The following is a 19373-nucleotide window of genomic DNA, read 5'->3' as shown; positions in this document are numbered from 1 at the left end:
CGGGCAGCGAGGAAAGCCGGGCATCCCGACGAAAGATTCAAGCATCGGAAAAAGAGAATATGGACATTATTTTCGCAACCAACAACGCACACAAGCTCACCGAGGTACAGGCCGTACTGGGGCCCGGATACAAGTTGCTGACACCCCGCGACTGCGGCGTGACGGAGGAGATCCCCGAGGAACAGGATACCCTCGAAGGCAACGCCTCGCAGAAGGCGCATTACCTGCACGAACGCACCGGAATGGATTGCTTCGCCGACGACACGGGGCTCGAAGTCGAAGCGCTGGGCGGGGCCCCGGGCGTACACTCGGCACGCTACGCCACCGACGGGCACGACTTCGCGGCCAACAACCGGCTGCTGCTGAAAAACCTCAAAGGGCAGGCCAACCGCCGGGCACGGTTCCGCACGGTGATATCGCTGCTCCTGGACGGCGAAGAGCACCTTTTCGAAGGGATCGTCGAGGGGCGCATCATCGACCGGGAAACGGGGCACGAGGGATTCGGGTTCGACCCGCTGTTCATCCCCGACGGATACGACCGAACCTTCGCGCAGATGACCACCGGGGAGAAAAACGAAGTGTCGCACCGGGCCCGTGCCGTACGCAAACTCGCCGCGTATTTGCATTCCGTCGAGAAATAAGCGTCTTTACGAAAAACAGGCGGCGCCCCGGCAATGTCCGAATAAATTCGGCATTGCGCCCGGCTTGCATCGTCTTTAACCCTGTTTTAGACAGGCGGCGCCTCGGCAAATTGCAAGTAAACTTGCTTTTGCCCTCGGCTTGCACTATCTTTGCCGTTCCTATGGAAGAGAGAAATTACAACAAGGAGGAGCGTTTCGACGCCAAGGCCATCGAAGGGCTGAAGCACCACTACACCGAAATACTGCGGTTGCTGGGCGAGGATCCCGCACGCGAAGGGTTGCAGAAGACCCCCGAACGGGTGGCCAAGGCAATGTCGTTCCTGACGAAAGGCTATGACGAAAACCCGTTGGAGATCATCCGCTCGGCGACGTTCCGCGAAGAGTACAAGCAGATGGTGCTGGTGAAGGACATCGAACTTTATTCGCTCTGCGAGCACCATATGCTGCCGTTCTACGGCAAGGCGCATGTCGCCTACATCCCCAACGGCCATATCACGGGGCTTTCCAAAATAGCCCGTGTGGTGGAGTGCTTCGCCCGCCGCCTGCAGGTACAGGAAAGGCTGACGGTGCAGATCCGCGACTGCATCCAGGAGGCGCTGAACCCCATGGGCGTGGCCGTCGTGATCGAAGCGAGCCACATGTGCATGCAGATGCGCGGCATCGAAAAGCAACAGTCGGCGACGACGACCTCGGCCTTCACCGGGATTTTCCTCTCCGACCACCGCACGCGCGAAGAATTCATGACCCTGATCTCGCACCGGTACCGGTAGACCCGCCGCACGATAAAACGGAACGTCCCGCAGCACACGGCTTGCGGGACGTTCCGTTTCCGGGGGCGACCCGGTTATGATTTGCCCTTACCCTTGAACTCCACCAGGGCGGCATTCAGCGCCCGGTGGAGCGAATACTGCGAGAGTGGTTTGACGAGAAATTCGTTGCACCCCGCATTGCGGGCGCTCTCGATCTCGCTGCCGGATGAATAGGCCGACATGGCAATGATGGGGACGTCCGCCGAAACGCTGCGGATACGCCGCGTAGCCTCAAGGCCGTCCATCACGGGCATGCGGATGTCCATCAGCACGGCATCGGGCTGTACCGTCCCGAACATGTCCACGGCCTCGGCTCCCGTATGGGCACGCACGAGGCTAAAGCGGCGGCTGAGGACGGCTTCGATGAGTCTGAAATTGGTGTCCGAATCCTCGGCGACCAGCAGCACCCACGACTTGCCGTCGTCCCGGCCCGGGGCGGCACAAAGCTGCTCGTCGTTTTTGCTGCCGTCCCGGTGGACGACGGGGATCGAGAAATGGAACCGCGTGCCCTTCCCGGGTTCGGAATCCACGCCGATCGTTCCGTCGAGTTTTTCGACGATCATCTTCGAAATGGCCAGCCCGAGTCCCGTGCCGGACACGAAATCGTTGAGTTTGACGAACCGGTCGAAGATATTGCGCGCCTTCTCGGGCGGTATGCCCATGCCCGTATCCTGGACGAAGAACTCCACACACCCGTCCTTCAGGTCGAACCCGAAGCGGATCTCCCCCTCTTCGGTAAACTTGCCGGCGTTGTTCAGCAGGTTGGAAATGACCTGTGCCAGGCGGTTCTGGTCGCAGACGATCTCCACGTTCGCGACCCGTTCCTCGAAGACCAGTTCCACGCCCGGCTTGACGCGGGGTTTGTGGACTTCCAGCTCCGAGCGGCAGAGGTCGTTGAGGTTCATCGGCCTGAAGCGGAATTCGAGCGTCCCGGCTTCGATCTTCGAAATGTCGAGGATATCGTTTATCAGTTGCAGCAACAACTCCGAATTGACATCGATGATGTCGATGAACTGCTGTTTCTCCTCCTCGGTTTCCACCTCGCCGATGAGCTTGGCAAAACCCACGATGGCATTGAGCGGCGTGCGAATCTCGTGGCTCATGTTGGCCAGGAAGGCAGATTTGAGACGGTCGGACTCCTCGGCGCGGATACGCGCCTCGACGATCTCCAGTTCGGCATTCTTCATGTCGGTGATGTCCCACGAGACGCCGATGATGAGCGGAAGGCGGTTTTCGACCGGCACCAGCGACTTGGAAGTATTGACGATACGGGTCTCGCCCGTGGCCGAGACGTACTCCTCGATGAAGGTCTGGCGTTCACCCGTACGCAGCAGCGTCAGGTCGTCCTGGCGGAAATGCTCCGCATCCTTCGGGCTGGGGAAAATCTCGTAATCGGTATGCCCGAGCGCCCTGGAGGCCGGAATCCGCGAATATTCCTCGAACGCCCGGTTCCAGTAGAGGTAGCGGAACTCGTTGCCCGGGTCTTTCACAAACAGATAGACCGGAATGTTGTTGAGGATGCACTCCAGGATGGAGTTCATCTCCTTGACCTTGTTCTCGTGTTCGATGCGCTGCGTCACGTCCCGGCCGAAGAACCAGACGATCTCGCGCTCCTGAAAATAGTCGTAGATGATGTAGGCCACGATGTCCCACGCCACGATACGTCCCTGCTCGTTCTTGAAGCGGACGGTGTATTTGTGCGAGCCGTTATCGCGGCGTATTTTCGCCAGCCGGGCTTCCCACTGCAAACGGGAACCTTCGTACGACCAGAAATCGTAAACCTTGTGTTGCGAAAGGTCGCCTTCGACATCGTGCCGCACCCTGAACTGCTCGTTGGCATATTCCATCGTACCGTCCAGGCTGCAGGCGTAGATCTCCTCGTCGACATTGTTCAGTGCATATTTGACCATCTCCAGTTCATGCTTGGCAGCTTCGGCCTCGGTGATGTCACGGCAGATGCAGAGGGCATGCTCCCCGTCGAGCGGGAAAATCCGGTTTTCGTAGTTGCGGGTTCGGCCGTCGAGCGTAATGTCGTGGTGGGACGAAGAGCCGCACCCCGTCGCAAAAACATTGTCGAGGTTGTTCTTCACATTGCGGCAGGCCGCAGGCGAAAGCATCGTGCGGATGTTCTGCCCGGCGAGCTCTCCGCCCGGAACCCCGACATGGTTGGTCTCATCCGCGGAAACCAGTTCGACCAGCGTCCCGTCGCGATCGAGCACGGTCAGCATGTCGGGTATCGAATCGAGAATCTTACAGGCATAACGCTCCCGGAACCGGCTCCCGGAACCCTTCGGCGTATCGAGTTGTGCTTCGAGCTCTTCGATCCTGCGGAGAAGCTCCTCACGGGAACAGTTATCGTATCGGCTCATACCTTGTGATCATTATGCATAGATAGTTACAAAAGTAATATATTTTCCGAATGACGAACCATTTTCCGGCCGAAATCGGCGCCGTACCCCCAACGATTACGACCGGCACGGCAACGATCCCGTTCGGAAGGATGACTTCAGGCCGCAATGCGGCGCGATTACCTTTCAAAAATGGCGCAGGAAAAGCCCGCAAAGACGCTCTTTCAGCCCGAGGATGTATCGAGAGACCCTTTAAGGGCCGTTTCACACAGGGGTAAATTCCTGTGCCCGACCATAAAACACTCCGTCGGCACCCTCCCGTATCGCAAAACCGCTTTTTTATACCCCGATCGGGTTTCCATGCGCAAAAAGGGTGTGGAAGGAACGAATTTTGAACATGCTCCGAGACAGCAAACTAAAAAATCAAAATCATGACCGTCAAAAAATTACGTTACCTCGCATACGCACTCGTTGCAGTTGCGTTTTGCGCGTGCCAGAAAGAGCCCTCGACATCGGGCCTCCACAAAGACTATCTGGTCTACACCGCTTACGACACCGAAGCCGACTTCGGTGCGCTGGACACCTACTACCTCCCCGACAGCATCCTGCTGATCGGCGCCGCAGACAAGACGGAATACTGGAAAGACGACAATGCGCTGGAGATCGTCAACACGGTCGCCGGCCGCATGAACGCCGCCGGCTACACCCGCACCGATGACAAGGAGGCGGCCAATGTCGGACTGCAATTGAGCTACGTGCAGAAAGTGACCTATTTCGTGGGTTACGACTATCCCTACTGGTGGTGGTATTACCCCTACTACTGGACGCCCGGATACTGGGGCGACTGGCTGGGATGGCACTATCCCTACCGCGTATATTACGGTTATACGGCCGGTTCGCTGCTGATCGAGATGCTGGATCTGGAAGCCGACCAGCAGAGCGGCAAGAAACTTCCCGTCATCTGGGACAGCTACATCGGCGGCCTGCTCACCTCGTCGGAAAGCCTCAACCAGCAGCGCACGGTGGACGCCGTAGAACAGGCGTTCGACCAGTCGCCTTATCTGAAAAAATAATTTAACCGTAAAAACACGTCCGATTATGAAAACATCGAAATACCAGGTTCTAAAAACCATCGCACTCTGTGTCGTCCTGCTCGCCGCCGCGCGCACGGGCAAAGCACAGGTCTTCCCGAACAGCTACATCAACGTCGACTGGCAGGTAGGCGTGCCCCTGGGCAGCAGCCTGGCCGACAAAGCCTCGGGCTGGGGCATGAACTTCGAAGGCGGCTATTTCATCACGCCGGCCATCGCCGTGGGCCCGTTCATCTCGTACCAGACCAACCTCGAAACGATCCCGCGCCAGACACTCGACCTGGGCAACGGTTCGGCCCTCACGGTCAACCAGAAGCACTCCGTATTCCAGCTGCCGTTCGGCGTCACCAGCCGTTACACCTGGCTTACGGACAGCGTATTCCAGCCTTATGCGGGCCTGAAGCTGGGTGCCAACTACGCCGAGCTTTCGTCCTATTACTACGTCGTCAAGCAGTACAACGACACGTGGGGATTCTACCTCTCGCCCGAAATCGGCGTGAGCATCTTCCCGCGCCCCGACTACCGTTTCGGGTTCCATGTGGCACTCTATTACAGCTATGCCACCAACAGCGGCGACGTCCTGACTTACTCGGTCAACAACCTCAATAATTTCGGCATACGCGTCGGTATATCATTCTGACGCAGAGTGGGAAAGCGCCTCTTGTGGAGTGCCCCGGTTCCTGAAAAGGGATCGGGGTTCCCTTTTCCCGGGAGCCCTTTCCCTGGGCGGATTTGCAGGTTCGGGAAATTGTACCTACCTTTACAACGACTAAAACCATTGGATGTTTAATTTGGATTCGGCATTGTAGGAATCCGTCCCTCAGCACGGATTCCGTCCCATTCTTCCCTCCCGGGGGCATTCTGCCCGGGCGGATATTCATTTTGTCTTATTTTAAAAAATTCGCCATGCACGGGATTTCCCAATCCATCCCGCGCGCGGCCTCAACTACAAACAACCATGGAACAGGAAAATAAACAGATCTTCGATTTCGATTTAAAAATGATCGCCGATTTCTTCAGGGAACTCGACAGGCAGGGGCCCGGCGGCGTGGAGCAGACGCTCCGCGCCCTGGAATTCGTGCCCGACAGGCCGGGGTTGCGGATCGCCGACATCGGATGCGGCACCGGCGGGCAGACCATCACGATCGCCCGGAACAGGGATTGTACGATAACGGCCGTCGACCTGCTGCCGGAACTGTTGGAAGAATTCCGCACCCGGATAAAAAAGGCCGGGCTGGAAAACCGCGTCACGGCCATACAGGGCTCGATGGACGCACTGCCCTTCAGCCCCGGGGAATTCGACGTGATCTGGGCCGAAGGCTCGATCTACAACATCGGGTTCGAACGCGGGCTGAGGGAGTGGCGGCAATACCTCAAACCGGGCGGCATAATCGCCGTGACCGAGTGCTCGTGGCTCTCGGGCGCACGCCTGACGTCGAAGTTCATCTCGGACTATTTCCCCGACATTGACAGCCCGTCGGGGAAACTGCGCATCCTCGAAGAGGCCGGATATGCACCGCTGGCGCATTTCGCGCTGCCCGAGCATTGCTGGACGGAAAACTACTTCGCCCATGCAAGCGCACGCATCCCGGGATTCCTCGAGCAATACGGGCACAGTGAAAAAGCACTCCTGCTGGCCGAAATGCAGAAAAACGAGATCGCCCATTACGAAAAATATAAAGCGTACTACGGTTACGTCTTCTACATCGGCCAAAAACCGGAAGAGTAATCCCCGTCCGAAAAGGCAGAATCCCGCTTCCCCGAAAGAGGCGGGATTCGTTTTTCCGGTTCAGGGAAAAATGCCCGGTCATTCCATCGAGGTGTAGACGAGCATCGTCTCGGGGGCCAGGCTGATCCGGCTTCCGGGCGCAAGCGCCACCCCGCGCTCCACGGGAAGCAACCGTTCGCCCCCGAGCCTGAGCCGCCCCGGGGCGTAGACATAAAGCGCGAGATCGGAAAGTCCGGGCTGAGGATTTTCCAGCGTCAACTCCACCGTCCGCTCCGAATCCGTATTGACCACAGCCAACGTCACGCCCTTCTCGGTGCGTCCGAACATCGAACGGACTCCACCGACGCCCGACACTCCGGAGGCGAGAATCTGCGCACCTTGCGGAAAATAGCGGCACAGCAGCGACATGGCATAGTACCAGGGGCGGATCCGTTCCTTGCCGGCGCCGTAGCGCTCTTCGCCGAGGATGTTCCAGAACCCCCATATTTTCAGTTTCCCGGGTTCGTTCATGTGCATCGCATCGTCGAGCATCCAGACCACGCAGCCCGAATAGCCGCATGCGGCCGTTTGCATGACGGCATCGGCAACGTCGATACCGTACATGTGGTCGAAGACGAACATCTGCGAATCGCCGGGCGATGCATCGGGGTCGGCAGCAATCCGCCGCTCGTTCTCGGCGGCATAGGCGACATCGCGTTCGTCGATGAATTTCAACCCCAGCTCGCCGAGGATCATCTTCGTCCCCGCAGGAGCCGCAGCACGGTAAGCCGAAATCATCGCCGAATACTCCCCCGTATTGACCTGGGCCTTGGAAGGATACGTATGGATGTCGTAAAGCCCCACGGCGTCGCCGAGATCCCGGACGGAATTACTTACCCAGTGTGTTTCGAGGGTCGTCCATACCGCCGCGTCGGGAGCGACCAGCTTCACCCGGCCGGCCATGCCGTGCCGCCGCAGGGAAGCATCCATGGCGCGTGCGGCGCGGAGCCAGAGGGCATAGTCGCCCCGGGTCGAAGCCCACGAGCCGTTAGGTTCGTTGACGATATTGTAGTAACGGATGCAATCGTAACCGCACTCTTCGACCAAGTAGCGCACCATCTCTCCGCTACTGTCGATCAGCGCCTGGTCGACGGTCTGCGCCTGCCGATCGACCAAGCTTCCGCCCCAGTCGCCGAGCAATACCGTCACGCCATGCGTATTGCAGAACCCGAGAATCATGTGCAAATCCTCCATGTTCCGCGACGGGTCGAACCGCCCGTCCGTGAGATACGACCGGATACCGCCCATCACGCGGATGAAACGGGGCTGCATGTACTCCAGCCTGTCGGTAAGGCGTTTTCGGTCGGCCGCAGAAAACCGGCCGTCGACGTCATGCACCTCGTAAGGATCCCACTGGACGCCATTGCCGATATAGGCGTCGTCGATCACCCTGCCGCTCAATGTCAGCACGCCCCGAGCAGGCGACGTCCCCTCCGGCGGGGAAGCGTTGCCCCGCGCACAGGCCCATGCGGTTCCAGCCGCACAAACAACTGCAAATAAAGCATATCGCACAATTCTTTTTTCCATCGTCCGGATATTTTCGGTTACGAAGATAAAGATAAGCCGCCCAAAGCTTTCGCATGTAATACTTTTTTAACAGAAACAGATCGTTTGCCGACAATCGGCACAAGCACTACCGGGAAGCAACCCCGGAAGTTACATAAAAAACAAAAAAGTATAAATATCTGTTAAAATACTACTCTTTTCACAGTCGCCTCCGTTCGTATATTTGCATAACTGAAAACCGACTAAACCCGAATCCATGAAACACCTGCTTACGCCGCTGCTCGGAGCCCTTACGCTAAGCTTGTCCGGATGTCAGGACAAGCCCCAGCCCCAGTTCATCCGTGTGGAAAACGGACGTTTCGTCGGCGGAAGCGCCAATTCAGGCTATTTCGTCGGAGCCAACTTCTGGTACGGGGCTCTGCTGGCCACCGAAGGGCCGGGGCGCGACCGTGACCGCCTGTGCCGCGAACTCGACAGGCTGAAGGCATCGGGTATCGGCAACCTGCGTGTCCTGGTCGGGTCGGAAGGCAACACGGGAGTCATATCGAAAGTCGAACCGATCCTGCAAACCGCACCCGGAGTTTACGATGACCGCGCACTCGACGGGCTGGATTTCCTGATGTCCGAACTGGGAAAGCGGGACATGCAGGCGGTGCTCTACCTCACCAATGCCTGGGAATGGAGCGGCGGATACAGCCAGTACCTCGAATGGAGCGGCCGGGGCACCTATCCCGTTCCGGGACTAACCGGATGGGACACCTTCATGGCTTACGTGCGGCAGTTCCACGAAGCAGAGGCCACCGACAGCTGTAAAATACTGTTGGAAAAACACATACGCCATATCGTCACCCGTACGAACCGTTATACGGGACGCCCCTACCGGGAAGACCCGGCCATCTTCTCCTGGCAGATCGCCAACGAGCCGCGGGCCTTCTCGGATGACAACAAGGAACGCTTCTTCGCCTGGGTCGCCCGCACGGCGAAACTCATCAAGCAACTCGACCCCAACCACATGGTTTCGACCGGCAGCGAAGGGGAAATGGGATGCGAAGGGGACATCGGGCTATGGCGGCGCATCCACGCCCTGCCGGAGATCGACTACGCCAACATACACATCTGGCCCTACAACTGGCGGTGGATCAGCCAGGAAAATGTCGGGGGAGACCTCACGGTGGCCTGCGAAAAAACGACCGAATACATCCGCCGCCATGCGGAAATCGCACGGGAGCTGGGCAAACCGCTCGTCATCGAGGAGTTCGGCTACCCGCGCGACAGCTTCGCCTTCGAGCCCGGCTCTCCTACGACGGCCCGCGACGCCTACTACCGCCATATCTTCGAGCAGGTCATACGCAGTGCAGCGGCCGGCGACATCGTGGCAGGATGCAATTTCTGGGGCTGGGGCGGCGCGGCACGCCCCGTACACCTCAGCTGGCAAGCCGGCGACGATTACTGCGGCGACCCGGCACAGGAAGAGCAGGGGCTTAATTCGGTCTTCGACAACGACCATACTACCTTGCGGGAGATCACGGCGGCAAATCGCACGCTGGGCCTCCATGCACAAGCGCTTACGGCGACACCCGGCAACGGAACCCCGGCGGCCCTGCTCCGGCTCCTGCGGGAAACATCCGCCCGGAACCGGCTGTTGTTCGGGCAGCAGGACTTCCCCTTTTACGGCTGCGACTGGGCCTACCGGCCCGGCTGTTGCGACGTGAAGGCATGCTGTGGGGATTATCCGGCCGTGCTGGGCTGCGACCTCGGGGAAATCGAGCTCGGGACGGGGCATAATCTCGACGGCGTACCCTTCGACACGATGCGCCGCGAAATTGTCCGGCAATACGAACGCGGCGGGCTGACGACCGTCAGCTGGCATCCCCGCAACCCGTTAACAGGCGGCGACGCATGGGATGTGAGCGACCCCGGCACCGTACGTTCGGTACTGCCGGGCGGCAGAAACCATGCGAAATTCCTCGGATGGGTGGATCTTGCGGCCGATTTTCTCAACTCCCTGTCCACGAACGACGGCACGACCGTTCCGGTGTTGTTTCGTCCCTGGCACGAGCACACCGGGAGCTGGTTCTGGTGGGGACAACGGCTCTGTTCGGCCGCCGAATACGAAGCACTTTGGAAAATGACCGTCGAACGCATGCGCGACAGGGGCGTACGTATGCTCACCGTCTATTCGCCCAACCCGTGCGTCACAGGACTGGAATACCTCGAGCGTTATCCGGGGGATGCATGGGTCGACATACTGGGGCTGGATGCCTACCACAGCAGCGATGCCGGGGCATTCGTCACGCGGCTCGGGGCATCGCTCGGGATCATGGATCAGATCGCCCGAGACCACCGGAAACCCTATGCCGTATCGGAAACCGGCATGGAGGGTATTCCGCGTGCCGACTGGTGGACGGGGGTACTGATGCAGGGCATCGGGGAGCAGCGTCCCGCATACGTACTGGTATGGAGGAATGCCTTACAGACGCTAAAACCCGGGCATTTTTACGCACCCTATCCCGGACAGGTCTCGCAGGCCGACTTCAACCGGTTCTATGCTTCGCCACGGACGTTATTCGCGGCCGATGCAGCCAACGCCTTTCAATAACAAACAATATAGACTCAATTTTCGACAATGACCAACTTTGAGGAAACGATGCACCGGTTGCAGTTGCAGCACGAGCAGCTCCTGACACGCAAAAATATGCCAACCGATGCCTACAACGGTATCTTCACCCGATACCGCCATCCGATACTCACGGCAGCGCACACGCCGCTTTTCTGGCGCTACGACCTCGACCCTGCGACCAATCCCTACTGCATGGAACGGATAGGGATAAATGCCGTGATGAACTCGGGAGCCATCAAATTCGGCGGCAAATACCTCCTGGTGGTTCGCGTGGAAGGTGCCGACCGCAAATCGTTTTTCGCCGTGGCGGAGTCGCCTAACGGCATCGACAATTTCCGTTTCCGGGACTATCCCGTCACCATGCCCGAATACGGGGAACCGGCAACCAACATTTACGACATGCGTCTGACGGCACACGAGGACGGCTGGATCTACGGGATTTTCTGCGTCGAACGGAAAGACCCGGCAGCGGCTCCGGGCGACCTGTCGTCCGCCGTTGCAGCGGCTGGCATCGCACGCACGAAAAATCTGGTGGACTGGGAGCGGCTCCCCGACCTGAAAAGCTCCAGCCAGCAGCGCAACGTGGTTCTACACCCGGAATTCGTGGACGGGAAATATGCCCTCTACACCCGGCCGCAGGACGGGTTTATCGACACGGGCAACGGCGGCGGCATCGGCTGGGCGCTCATCGACGACATCACGCACGCCCAAGTCACGGGCGAGTCGATCATCAACCGGCGTTACTACCATACGATCAAAGAGACGAAAAACGGCGAAGGCCCCCATCCGATCAAAACACCCCGGGGATGGCTGCACCTGGCACACGGCGTACGAACCTGCGCCGCGGGGCTGCGCTATGTGCTCTACCTCTACATGACCGAGCTCGAACGCCCCTGGATACCCCTGGCCGAGCCCGCGGGCATGCTGCTCGGCCCCCTCGGCGAAGAACGCACGGGCGATGTGTCGAACGTGCTTTTCTCGAACGGCTGGATCGCCGATCCCGACGGACGGGTCTGCATCTATTACGCCTCGTGCGATACCCGCATGCATGTAGCGACCTCGACCGTCGGGCAGCTGGTCGACTACTGCCTGCACACGCCTGCCGACGGGTTTACGACCGGGCACAGCGTCGAAACGCTCAAAAAACTCATCGACAAAAACCTCAAACGCTAAAATGGCAGCTGCACGGTCGGAAAAAATCGGGTACGGGCTGGGCGACATGTCGTCGAGCATGTTCTGGAAAATATTCTCCTATTATCTTCCGTTTTTCTACTCCAACATTTTCGGGTTGAGCCTGGAACATGCCGCCGTACTGTTGCTCGTCACCAAACTCTGGGACGCGGTATCCGATCCCGTCATGGGCCTGATCGCCGACCGTACGACTTCCCGCTGGGGACGTTATCGACCTTACCTGCTCTGGGTCGCCGTTCCTTTCGCCGTGGCCGGCATCCTCACCTTTACGACACCCACGTGGAGCTATTCGGCCAAACTGATATGGGCCTACGCCACCTACTTGCTGATGATGACCGTCTACACCGCCATCAACGTCCCCTATGGGGCGATGCTGGGCGTGGTGACCGACGATTCGCGCGAACGGACGGTATTCTCCTCCTACCGGATGTTTTTCGCCTACGGGGGCAGCTTCCTGGCACTGGCGATTTTCGAACCCCTGTGCGACCTCTTCACCCCCGACACCGGGGACATGGACGCCGCGCGGGCCGTCGCCGCGCAGGCCGACGGATGGCAGGCGGCCATGATCGTCGTCGGGACAATCTGCGCGCTGCTTTTCCTGCTCTGCTTCCGCCTGACGCGCGAACGCGTCGCCCCGGTCGAAAGCCCGTCTGCGGGCGGACAGTCGATTCTGTCCGACATGAAATCGCTCGCCGGCAACGGGCCGTGGTGGATACTGCTGGGCGTGGCGGTGGCCGCGCTGCTCTTCAACTCGATCCGCGGCGGGGCGGCAGCTTATTACTTCAAGGATTTCATCGGGGAGGACAACCTGTTGGGCGGCAGTATGATACTCTCCTGCGGAGCGTTCCTCGCCATCGGCGAAATCGCCAACATGCTCGGGGTCGTACTGGCCGTACCCATCTCGCTGCGCATCGGTAAGCGGATGACCTACATCTGGGCCATGGCCGTATCGGGCCTGTTGAGCATCGTCTTCTTTTTCATGCCGGCCACCGTTGCCGGATGCTGGGCGATGGTCGTACTGCAAATCGTGATTTCAGCCGCAGCCGGCATCACCTTCCCGTTACTCTGGAGCATGTATGCCGACGTGGCGGACTATTCGGAGCTGAAGCACGGCCACGGTTCGACGGGGCTGATATTCTCGTCGTCGTCGATGGCCCAGAAATTCGGCGGCGCATTCGGCAGTGCACTGATCCTCTGGCTGCTGGCTTCCTACGGATACGACACCTCGGGCGCCGCGGTGCAGAACGGCGAGGCAATCTTCGGACTGCGGATGCTGATGAGCTGGCTGCCGGCGGCAGGGTGCGCGCTGGCCGTGCTGCTGGTTGCAATCTATCCGCTCAACGAAACCCGCATAAGCGAAATCGGAGAAAAACTGGCCCTGCGCAGGGCCGCAAACAAATGAACATGAACCGCGAACAACAATTCAAGCGCGAGCTCACCGAAGAGCTCCGCAATAATATCCTCCCGTTCTGGGCGCGGCAAATGGTTGACCCGGGAGGAGGATTTTTCGGCCGCATGACCGGAACGGGCGAACTGATAGCCAACGCCGGGCGGAGTGCAATCCTTTGCGGCCGCATCCTGTGGACTTTCTCGGCAGCCTACCGGACATCGGGTTGCGAGCAATACCTGGCAACAGCCACAGCCGCACGGGACTACCTGCTCGACAAATTCCTCGACAAAACCTACGGCGGCGTCTACTGGTCGGTGGACGCTGCGGGCAACCCTGCAGACACGAAAAAACAATTTTACGCCCTCGGGTTCGCCATCTACGGACTGAGCGAATACGCCCGGGCGACAGGCGACGAGCGGGCGCTTCGGGAGGCAATCGGACTCTTCCGGGCTATCGAAGAGCACTCCTACGACGCCGTTAACAACGGCTATGAAGAGGCGGCGGCCCGCGACTGGTCACCGATCGACGACGTGCGCCTGAGCGACAAGGACGCCAACGAGAAAAAGACGATGAATACCCACCTCCACATCCTGGAGGCCTATACCAACCTGCTCCGCATCTGGCCCGACGAGGGGCTGCGCAGGCAGACCCGCAACCTGCTGGAAATCTTCCTCTCGCGGATCGTGCAGCCGCAAAACGGCCACTTGGGACTATTTTTCGACGACCGATGGCAGTTGAAAAGCGCCGGTTGCTTCTCCTACGGCCACGACATCGAGGCTTCGTGGCTGCTGCTCGAAACCGCAGCGACGCTCGGCGACGAAGCATTGTACGAGCGCACCCGCACCAGCTGCTACGCCATCGCCAATGCGGCCCTCGAAGGCTATATGGGTGACTGGAGCATGATTTACGAACGGCACCCCGACGGCACCCGGAATCTCGAACGTCATTGGTGGGTGCAGGCGGAGTGCGTCATCGGGCTTTTCTATCTCTACCGGCTCCACGGCCGCAAGGAGGCCCTGGAGCCCGCCCTGAAAACATGGGATTACATCAAGACACACCTCATCGACCGCACGGGAGGCGAATGGTGGTGGAGCATTCTCCCCGACGGCAGCGTCAACCGAACGGACGACAAGGCCGGATTCTGGAAATGCCCCTATCACAACGGCCGCATGTGCATGGAGATCGCCGCGCATATTCCGGACAACGAAACCTCTTCCGCACGATAAAAACAGGGCTTTGCAGTGCCCGAGGGAGTTTTCTCATGTAGCCGGGGGCACGACCGGACTTCTCCGCCTTACGGCACGCCGGCTGCTCCGCAAGCATCCCCGACCTTCGGTTCGGAGCGACAGGCAGACACAAAAAAGGAGCCGTGAAACATCAGTTTCACGGCTCCTTTCGCATTTGCGGTATTCAGAGTTCCAACAATGTATGCCGTTCCAGATTATAACCCTCGGCCGAAAGAACGGCTCCGCCGCATGAAACGTATTCGGCTTCGACCGTCCGTTTTTCACCCGGAAGCAAATGGATATACCCTTCGGAAATATAGGCCGGGAGGATCGCTTCGCCCGTCCGCCCGTCGCGGACGTTGAATTTCACCGCAAGGGCGGTTGTGGCCGAGGGATTCGACACTTCAAATCGCACCGTCGTGGCACGTCCGTCGTCCTGCCGCGCTACGCGGCGCGCCCGGAGCCGAACCTGTGCCAACCGGTTCAACGCCGTGAAATCCCGGCCGGGACTGCGCAGGTAATCGTTCACGCTAACCCGCCTGCCACCGACATACAGTTCGAGCCGCACCATGTAGCAGTCCCGGTTCTCGGGTAGGGCGGCCGACATGGCCGGCGTCACGGCATTGGCGGCAATTTCCTCCAGCACAACACGCTGCCGGCCGAGGCGTTTTCCGGCCGGTGTGTAGTATGTCGCAATCACCCGGCCGTGCGTAAGGGCGTCGCGGGTCGTATTGACAACCAACACCTGTCCGTCATGAGGGTTCATCTGCACGTGCAGCGATTCGCAGGCCTTGCGGCAGCCGTAGAAGGAGCCGTGGGTCTCGAAATCCCACGAATAGGTCTGCCATTCGAGGCTGGGCCATGCAGGATGGCTCATCCACAGCAGCACGCCCGAAGTGGAGTTCCACATACGGCTGTTCCACGCCTCGAGCATGGCCCGGTGGCTATCATAGTTGATCAGCTGTACCTTGCGGCAGAAATCATCGAGCGATTCGGCCTTCCCGTAGAGTGCATCGACAGCCCCGCAGTACTCCGGCAGCCCGAAATGCAGGTCATGGTAGTACCACGTATCGCTGATAGGCCACCTGTCCGCCTCGGGAATGAACTTGCGCATCGACTCGGCGGTCGGCACCGACGGAGTTCCCAACTCGGTGGAGAACCCGAAGGCATGGCGGAGGAAATATTCCGACTCATCGGCCAGGTAATGCCACGGGCCGCTCGTGCGCAGGTTCATATAGCGGGAATTGGGACTGTAAAAGCGTGTGCCGTCCTCCCGGGCTATCAGCGCGGCCAACCGCGGTTCGAGCGTCGGGGTAGCATAGCCTTCGTTGCGCGGACACCACACGGCCAGCGACGGATGGTTGCGGAAGCGACGCACCGTCTCACGGGCATTGGCCATGAATAACTCCTCATCGTTGACATTCTGGTTATATCCCTCGGTCGAGAGCCAAAAGTCGTTCCACACCAGCAAACCGTATTCGTCGCAAAGCGTATAGAAAAGCTCCTCGGTCGATTCGCCCGTCCAGTTGCGCACCATGTTGAAACCCTCCTCGCGGTGGAGGCGGAAAGCGGGTTCGAGCCGTTCGCGCGAAACCCGTTTCATCCCGTCGTCCATGCCCCAGTTACCGCCGCGGCAGAAGATCCGCACCCCGTTGCACCGAAGTACCAGAAACGGCGCGGCACCGTCTTTTTCGATGCGGCGCAAGCGCGAAACATCGACCCCCGCCTTCAGGGCCGGGACAACGACCCCGTCACCCGCCGAACGGCGATGGAAGCTGTCGAAAGGCATTTCACCACCGCACAGGTCGTTCGTCGGGGCGAAGTCGATGCGCAACTCCTCCCCGGAAGGCGTATCCACGCTCAACTCATAGGTAAGTTCCCGGATGCCGAAACGAACCTGCTCCGCATCGGAACGGACTCCGTCCTGCTCGACCGCCAACTGCAACGTATAGAGTTCCTGCGGCCCGTAGCCGTTGGGCCACCACAGGCGGGGCTCCTCAATCCGCAGGGCCGGGCACTCGGCCGGCGTGCAGTTCACCGTGCGGGTCTCCCCGGCAGCGAGATCGACCGGCAGCGAGAAACCGATACCGCCGTCCAAAGTGCCGCGCAGCACCGCCCGGCATGGTTCGTCAGCGTGGTTCGTAACCTCTGCACGGATCGTCAGGTCGGCATACGACGTATCGGGCAACGGCAGGTCGGTGATTACCTGCGGGTCGGCAAGCGTCACATCGCCTGTAAATTCGAGCGTCACATCCTGCCAGATGCCGATATTACGGTCGCGGATGCCGGGAATCCAGTCCCAGCCTTCGGAACTGATGAAAGTCGGCCCGTCGAGGCACAACTGTCCTCCGTTGGGGCCCCGCCCCGCGGCTTTCGACTGCTCGTGGGGAATCCCCGGGTTGTGCGGCGGGCGGATCTTCACGGCAAGGACGTTTTCGGCCGAGAAAAACCCGGTCACATCGAACACGCCCCGGGTAAACGCCCCATCGACCGTACCTGCCTTCCGGCCGTTCAGCCACACGTCGGCGCGGTAGTTGATTCCATCGAAACGCAGCCAGACACGGTGTCCCGCGACGTCCCGCGGCTGTGGGAAACGTATCCGGTACCACCACTCCGTGCGGCAGAGGCTATCGGGGATGGAGAGGTTGTTGAGCCCGTAATAGGGGTCGGGGTAAACGCCCGCTTCGACCAGCGAAGTCAGCACCGTTCCGGGAACGACGGCATTGTACCAGGCCGAAGTATCGTAGGCGGAATCGAAAAGCGAACCGTCGCTTCCGACCAACCGATCCGTTTGGGCCAGTTCCCAGCCGTCGGAGAGCACCCACGAATCCGCGCCGGACGGCACCAGACGGGCTTGGGCAGGTCGCTTCGGTTTACGCACGGCCTGTTGGGGCGGTGTCGCGGAGTGCGGCAATTCGGACTGCGGCTGCGGGCTCACGAGCCCGAAATTGGTAGGATTGAGGGGCGCAGCCTGCTGGGCCGGGGCCTCCCCGCCCGCAGCGATGCCCAGCGTCAGCATCATGGCAATTGTTTTAAGACGCATAAACCGGTCATTTAACGGATTCGGGAGTAAAGATGTAGATCCGCTCGGCATATGGCGCGAGCGTGATTTTTTCGAGTACGAAACGCCCCGGGGTCGGAAGGTTGCCCTGCGCCGTGCTAATGCACGTCGCGGGATCGAACGCTTCGACCGCATAGCTGCCATTACAGCCCAGATTGACGGTGAGTCCTGCCTCCCTGATGTGCTCGGCAGAATTGTTATAAAGGTAAACATAGACCACGTCGCCACACCGGATGCCCATTGCTTCTGCCGGGTTGCACGCTACGGTCATCTGTTCAAAAGAGCCCTTGCCGTCGGCGAGCATCCGGTCGGATATTTGCCGCACTCCCCTGAAATAGGCCATCATACCGCGGTTCTCGAAATACTCCCACCACCAGCTCATCGGCGTCAGAGGCGTGGGCGAGAAAATGCCGTACCAAAGTCCCCGGCGGAAATCGCGATCCATATCCGCGCCAAAATCATCGAAGTTCTTCGACCAGTCCCACTCATAGCCGAACTCGCCGATAACGTAGGGTTTGCCGAAACGGTTTTCATAGCGGAGTATCTCGGCCGGAATAATGCCCGTATTGCAATAGATATGCTTCTGGTTGACGTCGATCCCGGGCACCGAATTGAGCCCTTCGAGATCCCGGTGGGAAATCGACGTGGTGACGGGGTGTCCGTAAGGGTCGATACTTTTCAGGTACCTGGCCATGCGGGCATGCCAGGCGACGATCTCTTCGGCCGGGATCGGGTTCTTCGCATCGCGGAACTGGATGTTGTCGATCTCGTTGAAGAACTCCCACATACCGATCGCCGGACTGTAACCCCAGCGTGCGACGATATAGCGCAGGCGGTTCATGTAGCGGCGGGCCTGCGGCTCCCCGGTGAAAAACGCCCGGTCGGCATGCACGGCACCCTGTCCCATGCAGAGCATCGCGTGTATCCCCAGCCGTTCGCAAAGCCCGACGAAATGGTCGAGACGGGCGATGGCGCTGGGATTATAGTATGCATCGGATGCCTCGTAGCGTATGTTGTTGAAATGGTCTTGCTGGTCGATCGGGAAATTGAACCCGCACATCCAAACGCGAATAAAATTACCGCCGTTGCGGGCGAAGAGCGGCAGCATGTAGTCGTAGTTATATTTGTCGTGCTGTTCGTGCAGGGCCTTGAAAAAGCGCGAATCGTCGTTGGCACGCGATTCCCAGCAGATGTTTTCAGCAACACCCCGGAACGGCGTTCCGTCGTCGTAAACCAACGTCCAGTAATCGCGCACATGCAGAATACCCCGGGAATCCGCGGCAGGGCCGACATCGAGGTGTACGGTTTTCGAGCGGGAGGTTTCACGGCCCTGTTCGCTCAGGCGGAAGCGGCAGGCATAGCGTCCCTCTTCCTGAGGCGTGAAACGGGCTTCCCAGCGCGACTCGGCACCCGACGCCCCCTCGACCCAGTAACAAGGCAGCATCCGTTCGGCGCCCGAAGGCGTGGTAATCAGCATGTCGAGAGCAACCTGCTCCTGCAGATAGGCATTGTCGTAACGGGCCGTCAAGCGGATCGTGAAATCGGTACGCTCGTAAAGGCCGGGCCTGGGCGCAGTGCATTCCACGGAACGGATCTGCGCCCGTATCCCGGCCGCGGAGAGGAGTACAAAGAGGATCAGAATGGCTTTTTTCATAGGTCGTCATGATTTTGAGAAACGATATGCCTCTCCGACAAGAGGCATATCGTTCTCACAGGTTAAGA

Annotated in this window: 13 protein-coding genes and 1 pseudogene; 10 read left to right on the top strand and 4 right to left on the bottom strand. The window is 59.5% G+C overall.

Going from position 1 to position 19373, the window contains the following annotated elements; translation table 11 throughout:
• Positions 1–59: 59 nt before the first annotated feature.
• On the top strand, positions 60–641 hold the full coding sequence (gene rdgB / locus DW189_RS06865; RefSeq protein WP_022332223.1) for an RdgB/HAM1 family non-canonical purine NTP pyrophosphatase: 582 nt from the start codon (positions 60–62) through the stop codon (positions 639–641).
• A gap of 161 nt (positions 642–802) precedes the next feature.
• A complete protein-coding gene (folE, locus tag DW189_RS06860) occupies positions 803–1411 on the top strand; it encodes a GTP cyclohydrolase I FolE (protein ID WP_117507269.1) in 609 nt (202 codons plus the stop codon).
• A 74-nt stretch (positions 1412–1485) separates the two neighbouring features.
• On the opposite strand, the gene DW189_RS06855 is transcribed toward folE, so the two are convergent.
• On the bottom strand, positions 1486–3819 hold the full coding sequence (locus DW189_RS06855; RefSeq protein ID WP_022332698.1) for a PAS domain-containing protein: 2334 nt from the start codon (positions 3817–3819) through the stop codon (positions 1486–1488).
• A gap of 410 nt (positions 3820–4229) precedes the next feature.
• On the opposite strand from DW189_RS06855, the gene DW189_RS06850 reads away from it, so the two are divergent.
• The 3 genes from DW189_RS06850 to DW189_RS06840 all read left to right on the top strand — a co-directional run bounded on the left by DW189_RS06850 (position 4230) and on the right by DW189_RS06840 (position 6618).
• Positions 4230–4871, top strand: coding sequence for a DUF4136 domain-containing protein (locus DW189_RS06850; protein ID WP_022332699.1), 642 nt, complete (start codon positions 4230–4232; stop codon positions 4869–4871).
• Between the two features lie 25 nt (positions 4872–4896).
• Positions 4897–5529, top strand: coding sequence for an outer membrane beta-barrel protein (locus DW189_RS06845; protein WP_022332700.1), 633 nt, complete (start codon positions 4897–4899; stop codon positions 5527–5529).
• A 318-nt stretch (positions 5530–5847) separates the two neighbouring features.
• Entirely contained in the window at positions 5848–6618 is a 771-nt protein-coding gene (locus DW189_RS06840; protein WP_117507268.1) for a class I SAM-dependent methyltransferase, read from the top strand.
• Positions 6619–6696: 78 nt separating this feature from the next.
• Here the strand turns inward: DW189_RS06840 and DW189_RS06835 are convergent, their stop codons facing one another.
• Entirely contained in the window at positions 6697–8184 is a 1488-nt protein-coding gene (locus tag DW189_RS06835; protein ID WP_117507267.1) for a cellulase family glycosylhydrolase, read from the bottom strand.
• A 235-nt stretch (positions 8185–8419) separates the two neighbouring features.
• On the opposite strand from DW189_RS06835, the pseudogene DW189_RS14755 reads away from it, so the two are divergent.
• The 5 genes and pseudogenes from DW189_RS14755 to DW189_RS06815 form a co-directional block, all read left to right on the top strand.
• Positions 8420–9673, top strand: a pseudogene (locus DW189_RS14755) (glycoside hydrolase 5 family protein); the annotation flags it as partial.
• 3 nt (positions 9674–9676) lie between these two features.
• Positions 9677–10762: a glycoside hydrolase family 26 protein gene (locus DW189_RS14750; RefSeq protein WP_409012329.1), complete on the top strand. Its 1086-nt coding sequence runs from the start codon at positions 9677–9679 to the stop codon at positions 10760–10762.
• Positions 10763–10789: 27 nt separating this feature from the next.
• Entirely contained in the window at positions 10790–11956 is a 1167-nt protein-coding gene (locus DW189_RS06825; RefSeq protein ID WP_022332704.1) for a glycosidase related protein, read from the top strand.
• A gap of 1 nt (position 11957) precedes the next feature.
• Positions 11958–13376, top strand: a complete 1419-nt coding sequence (locus tag DW189_RS06820; protein ID WP_117507266.1) for an MFS transporter — start codon at positions 11958–11960, stop codon at positions 13374–13376.
• Between the two features lie 2 nt (positions 13377–13378).
• Entirely contained in the window at positions 13379–14590 is a 1212-nt protein-coding gene (locus DW189_RS06815) for an AGE family epimerase/isomerase (RefSeq protein WP_022332706.1), read from the top strand.
• 184 nt (positions 14591–14774) lie between these two features.
• Here the strand turns inward: DW189_RS06815 and DW189_RS06810 are convergent, their stop codons facing one another.
• A complete protein-coding gene (locus tag DW189_RS06810; RefSeq protein WP_232045705.1) occupies positions 14775–17633 on the bottom strand; it encodes a glycoside hydrolase family 2 protein in 2859 nt (952 codons plus the stop codon).
• A gap of 7 nt (positions 17634–17640) precedes the next feature.
• The gene (locus DW189_RS06805) at positions 17641–19305 is read right to left on the bottom strand and encodes a cellulase family glycosylhydrolase (RefSeq protein ID WP_117507264.1); all 1665 of its coding nucleotides are present in this window, start codon (positions 19303–19305) and stop codon (positions 17641–17643) included.
• Between the last annotated feature and the right edge of the window lie 68 nt (positions 19306–19373).

Origin of the sequence: Alistipes sp. AM16-43, assembly GCF_003435745.1 — a bacterium.
GTDB lineage: Bacteria > Bacteroidota > Bacteroidia > Bacteroidales > Rikenellaceae > Alistipes > Alistipes onderdonkii.
This window is presented reverse-complemented; position numbering and strand designations above follow the sequence as displayed.

What these genes read in the sequence shown, in the direction of transcription:
- DW189_RS06825 (WP_022332704.1), top strand. Translation starts at nt 10,790, where the DNA reads ATGACCAACTTTGAGGAAACGATGCACCGGTTGCAGTTGCAGCACGAG.
- DW189_RS06820 (WP_117507266.1), top strand. Translation starts at nt 11,958, where the DNA reads ATGGCAGCTGCACGGTCGGAAAAAATCGGGTACGGGCTGGGCGACATG.
- folE (WP_117507269.1), top strand. Translation starts at nt 803, where the DNA reads ATGGAAGAGAGAAATTACAACAAGGAGGAGCGTTTCGACGCCAAGGCC.
- DW189_RS06845 (WP_022332700.1), top strand. Translation starts at nt 4,897, where the DNA reads ATGAAAACATCGAAATACCAGGTTCTAAAAACCATCGCACTCTGTGTC.
- DW189_RS06850 (WP_022332699.1), top strand. Translation starts at nt 4,230, where the DNA reads ATGACCGTCAAAAAATTACGTTACCTCGCATACGCACTCGTTGCAGTT.
- DW189_RS06805 (WP_117507264.1), bottom strand. Translation starts at nt 19,305, where the DNA reads ATGAAAAAAGCCATTCTGATCCTCTTTGTACTCCTCTCCGCGGCCGGG.
- DW189_RS06835 (WP_117507267.1), bottom strand. Translation starts at nt 8,184, where the DNA reads ATGGAAAAAAGAATTGTGCGATATGCTTTATTTGCAGTTGTTTGTGCG.
- DW189_RS06810 (WP_232045705.1), bottom strand. Translation starts at nt 17,633, where the DNA reads ATGCGTCTTAAAACAATTGCCATGATGCTGACGCTGGGCATCGCTGCG.
- DW189_RS06815 (WP_022332706.1), top strand. Translation starts at nt 13,379, where the DNA reads ATGAACCGCGAACAACAATTCAAGCGCGAGCTCACCGAAGAGCTCCGC.
- rdgB (WP_022332223.1), top strand. Translation starts at nt 60, where the DNA reads ATGGACATTATTTTCGCAACCAACAACGCACACAAGCTCACCGAGGTA.
- DW189_RS06840 (WP_117507268.1), top strand. Translation starts at nt 5,848, where the DNA reads ATGGAACAGGAAAATAAACAGATCTTCGATTTCGATTTAAAAATGATC.
- DW189_RS06855 (WP_022332698.1), bottom strand. Translation starts at nt 3,819, where the DNA reads ATGAGCCGATACGATAACTGTTCCCGTGAGGAGCTTCTCCGCAGGATC.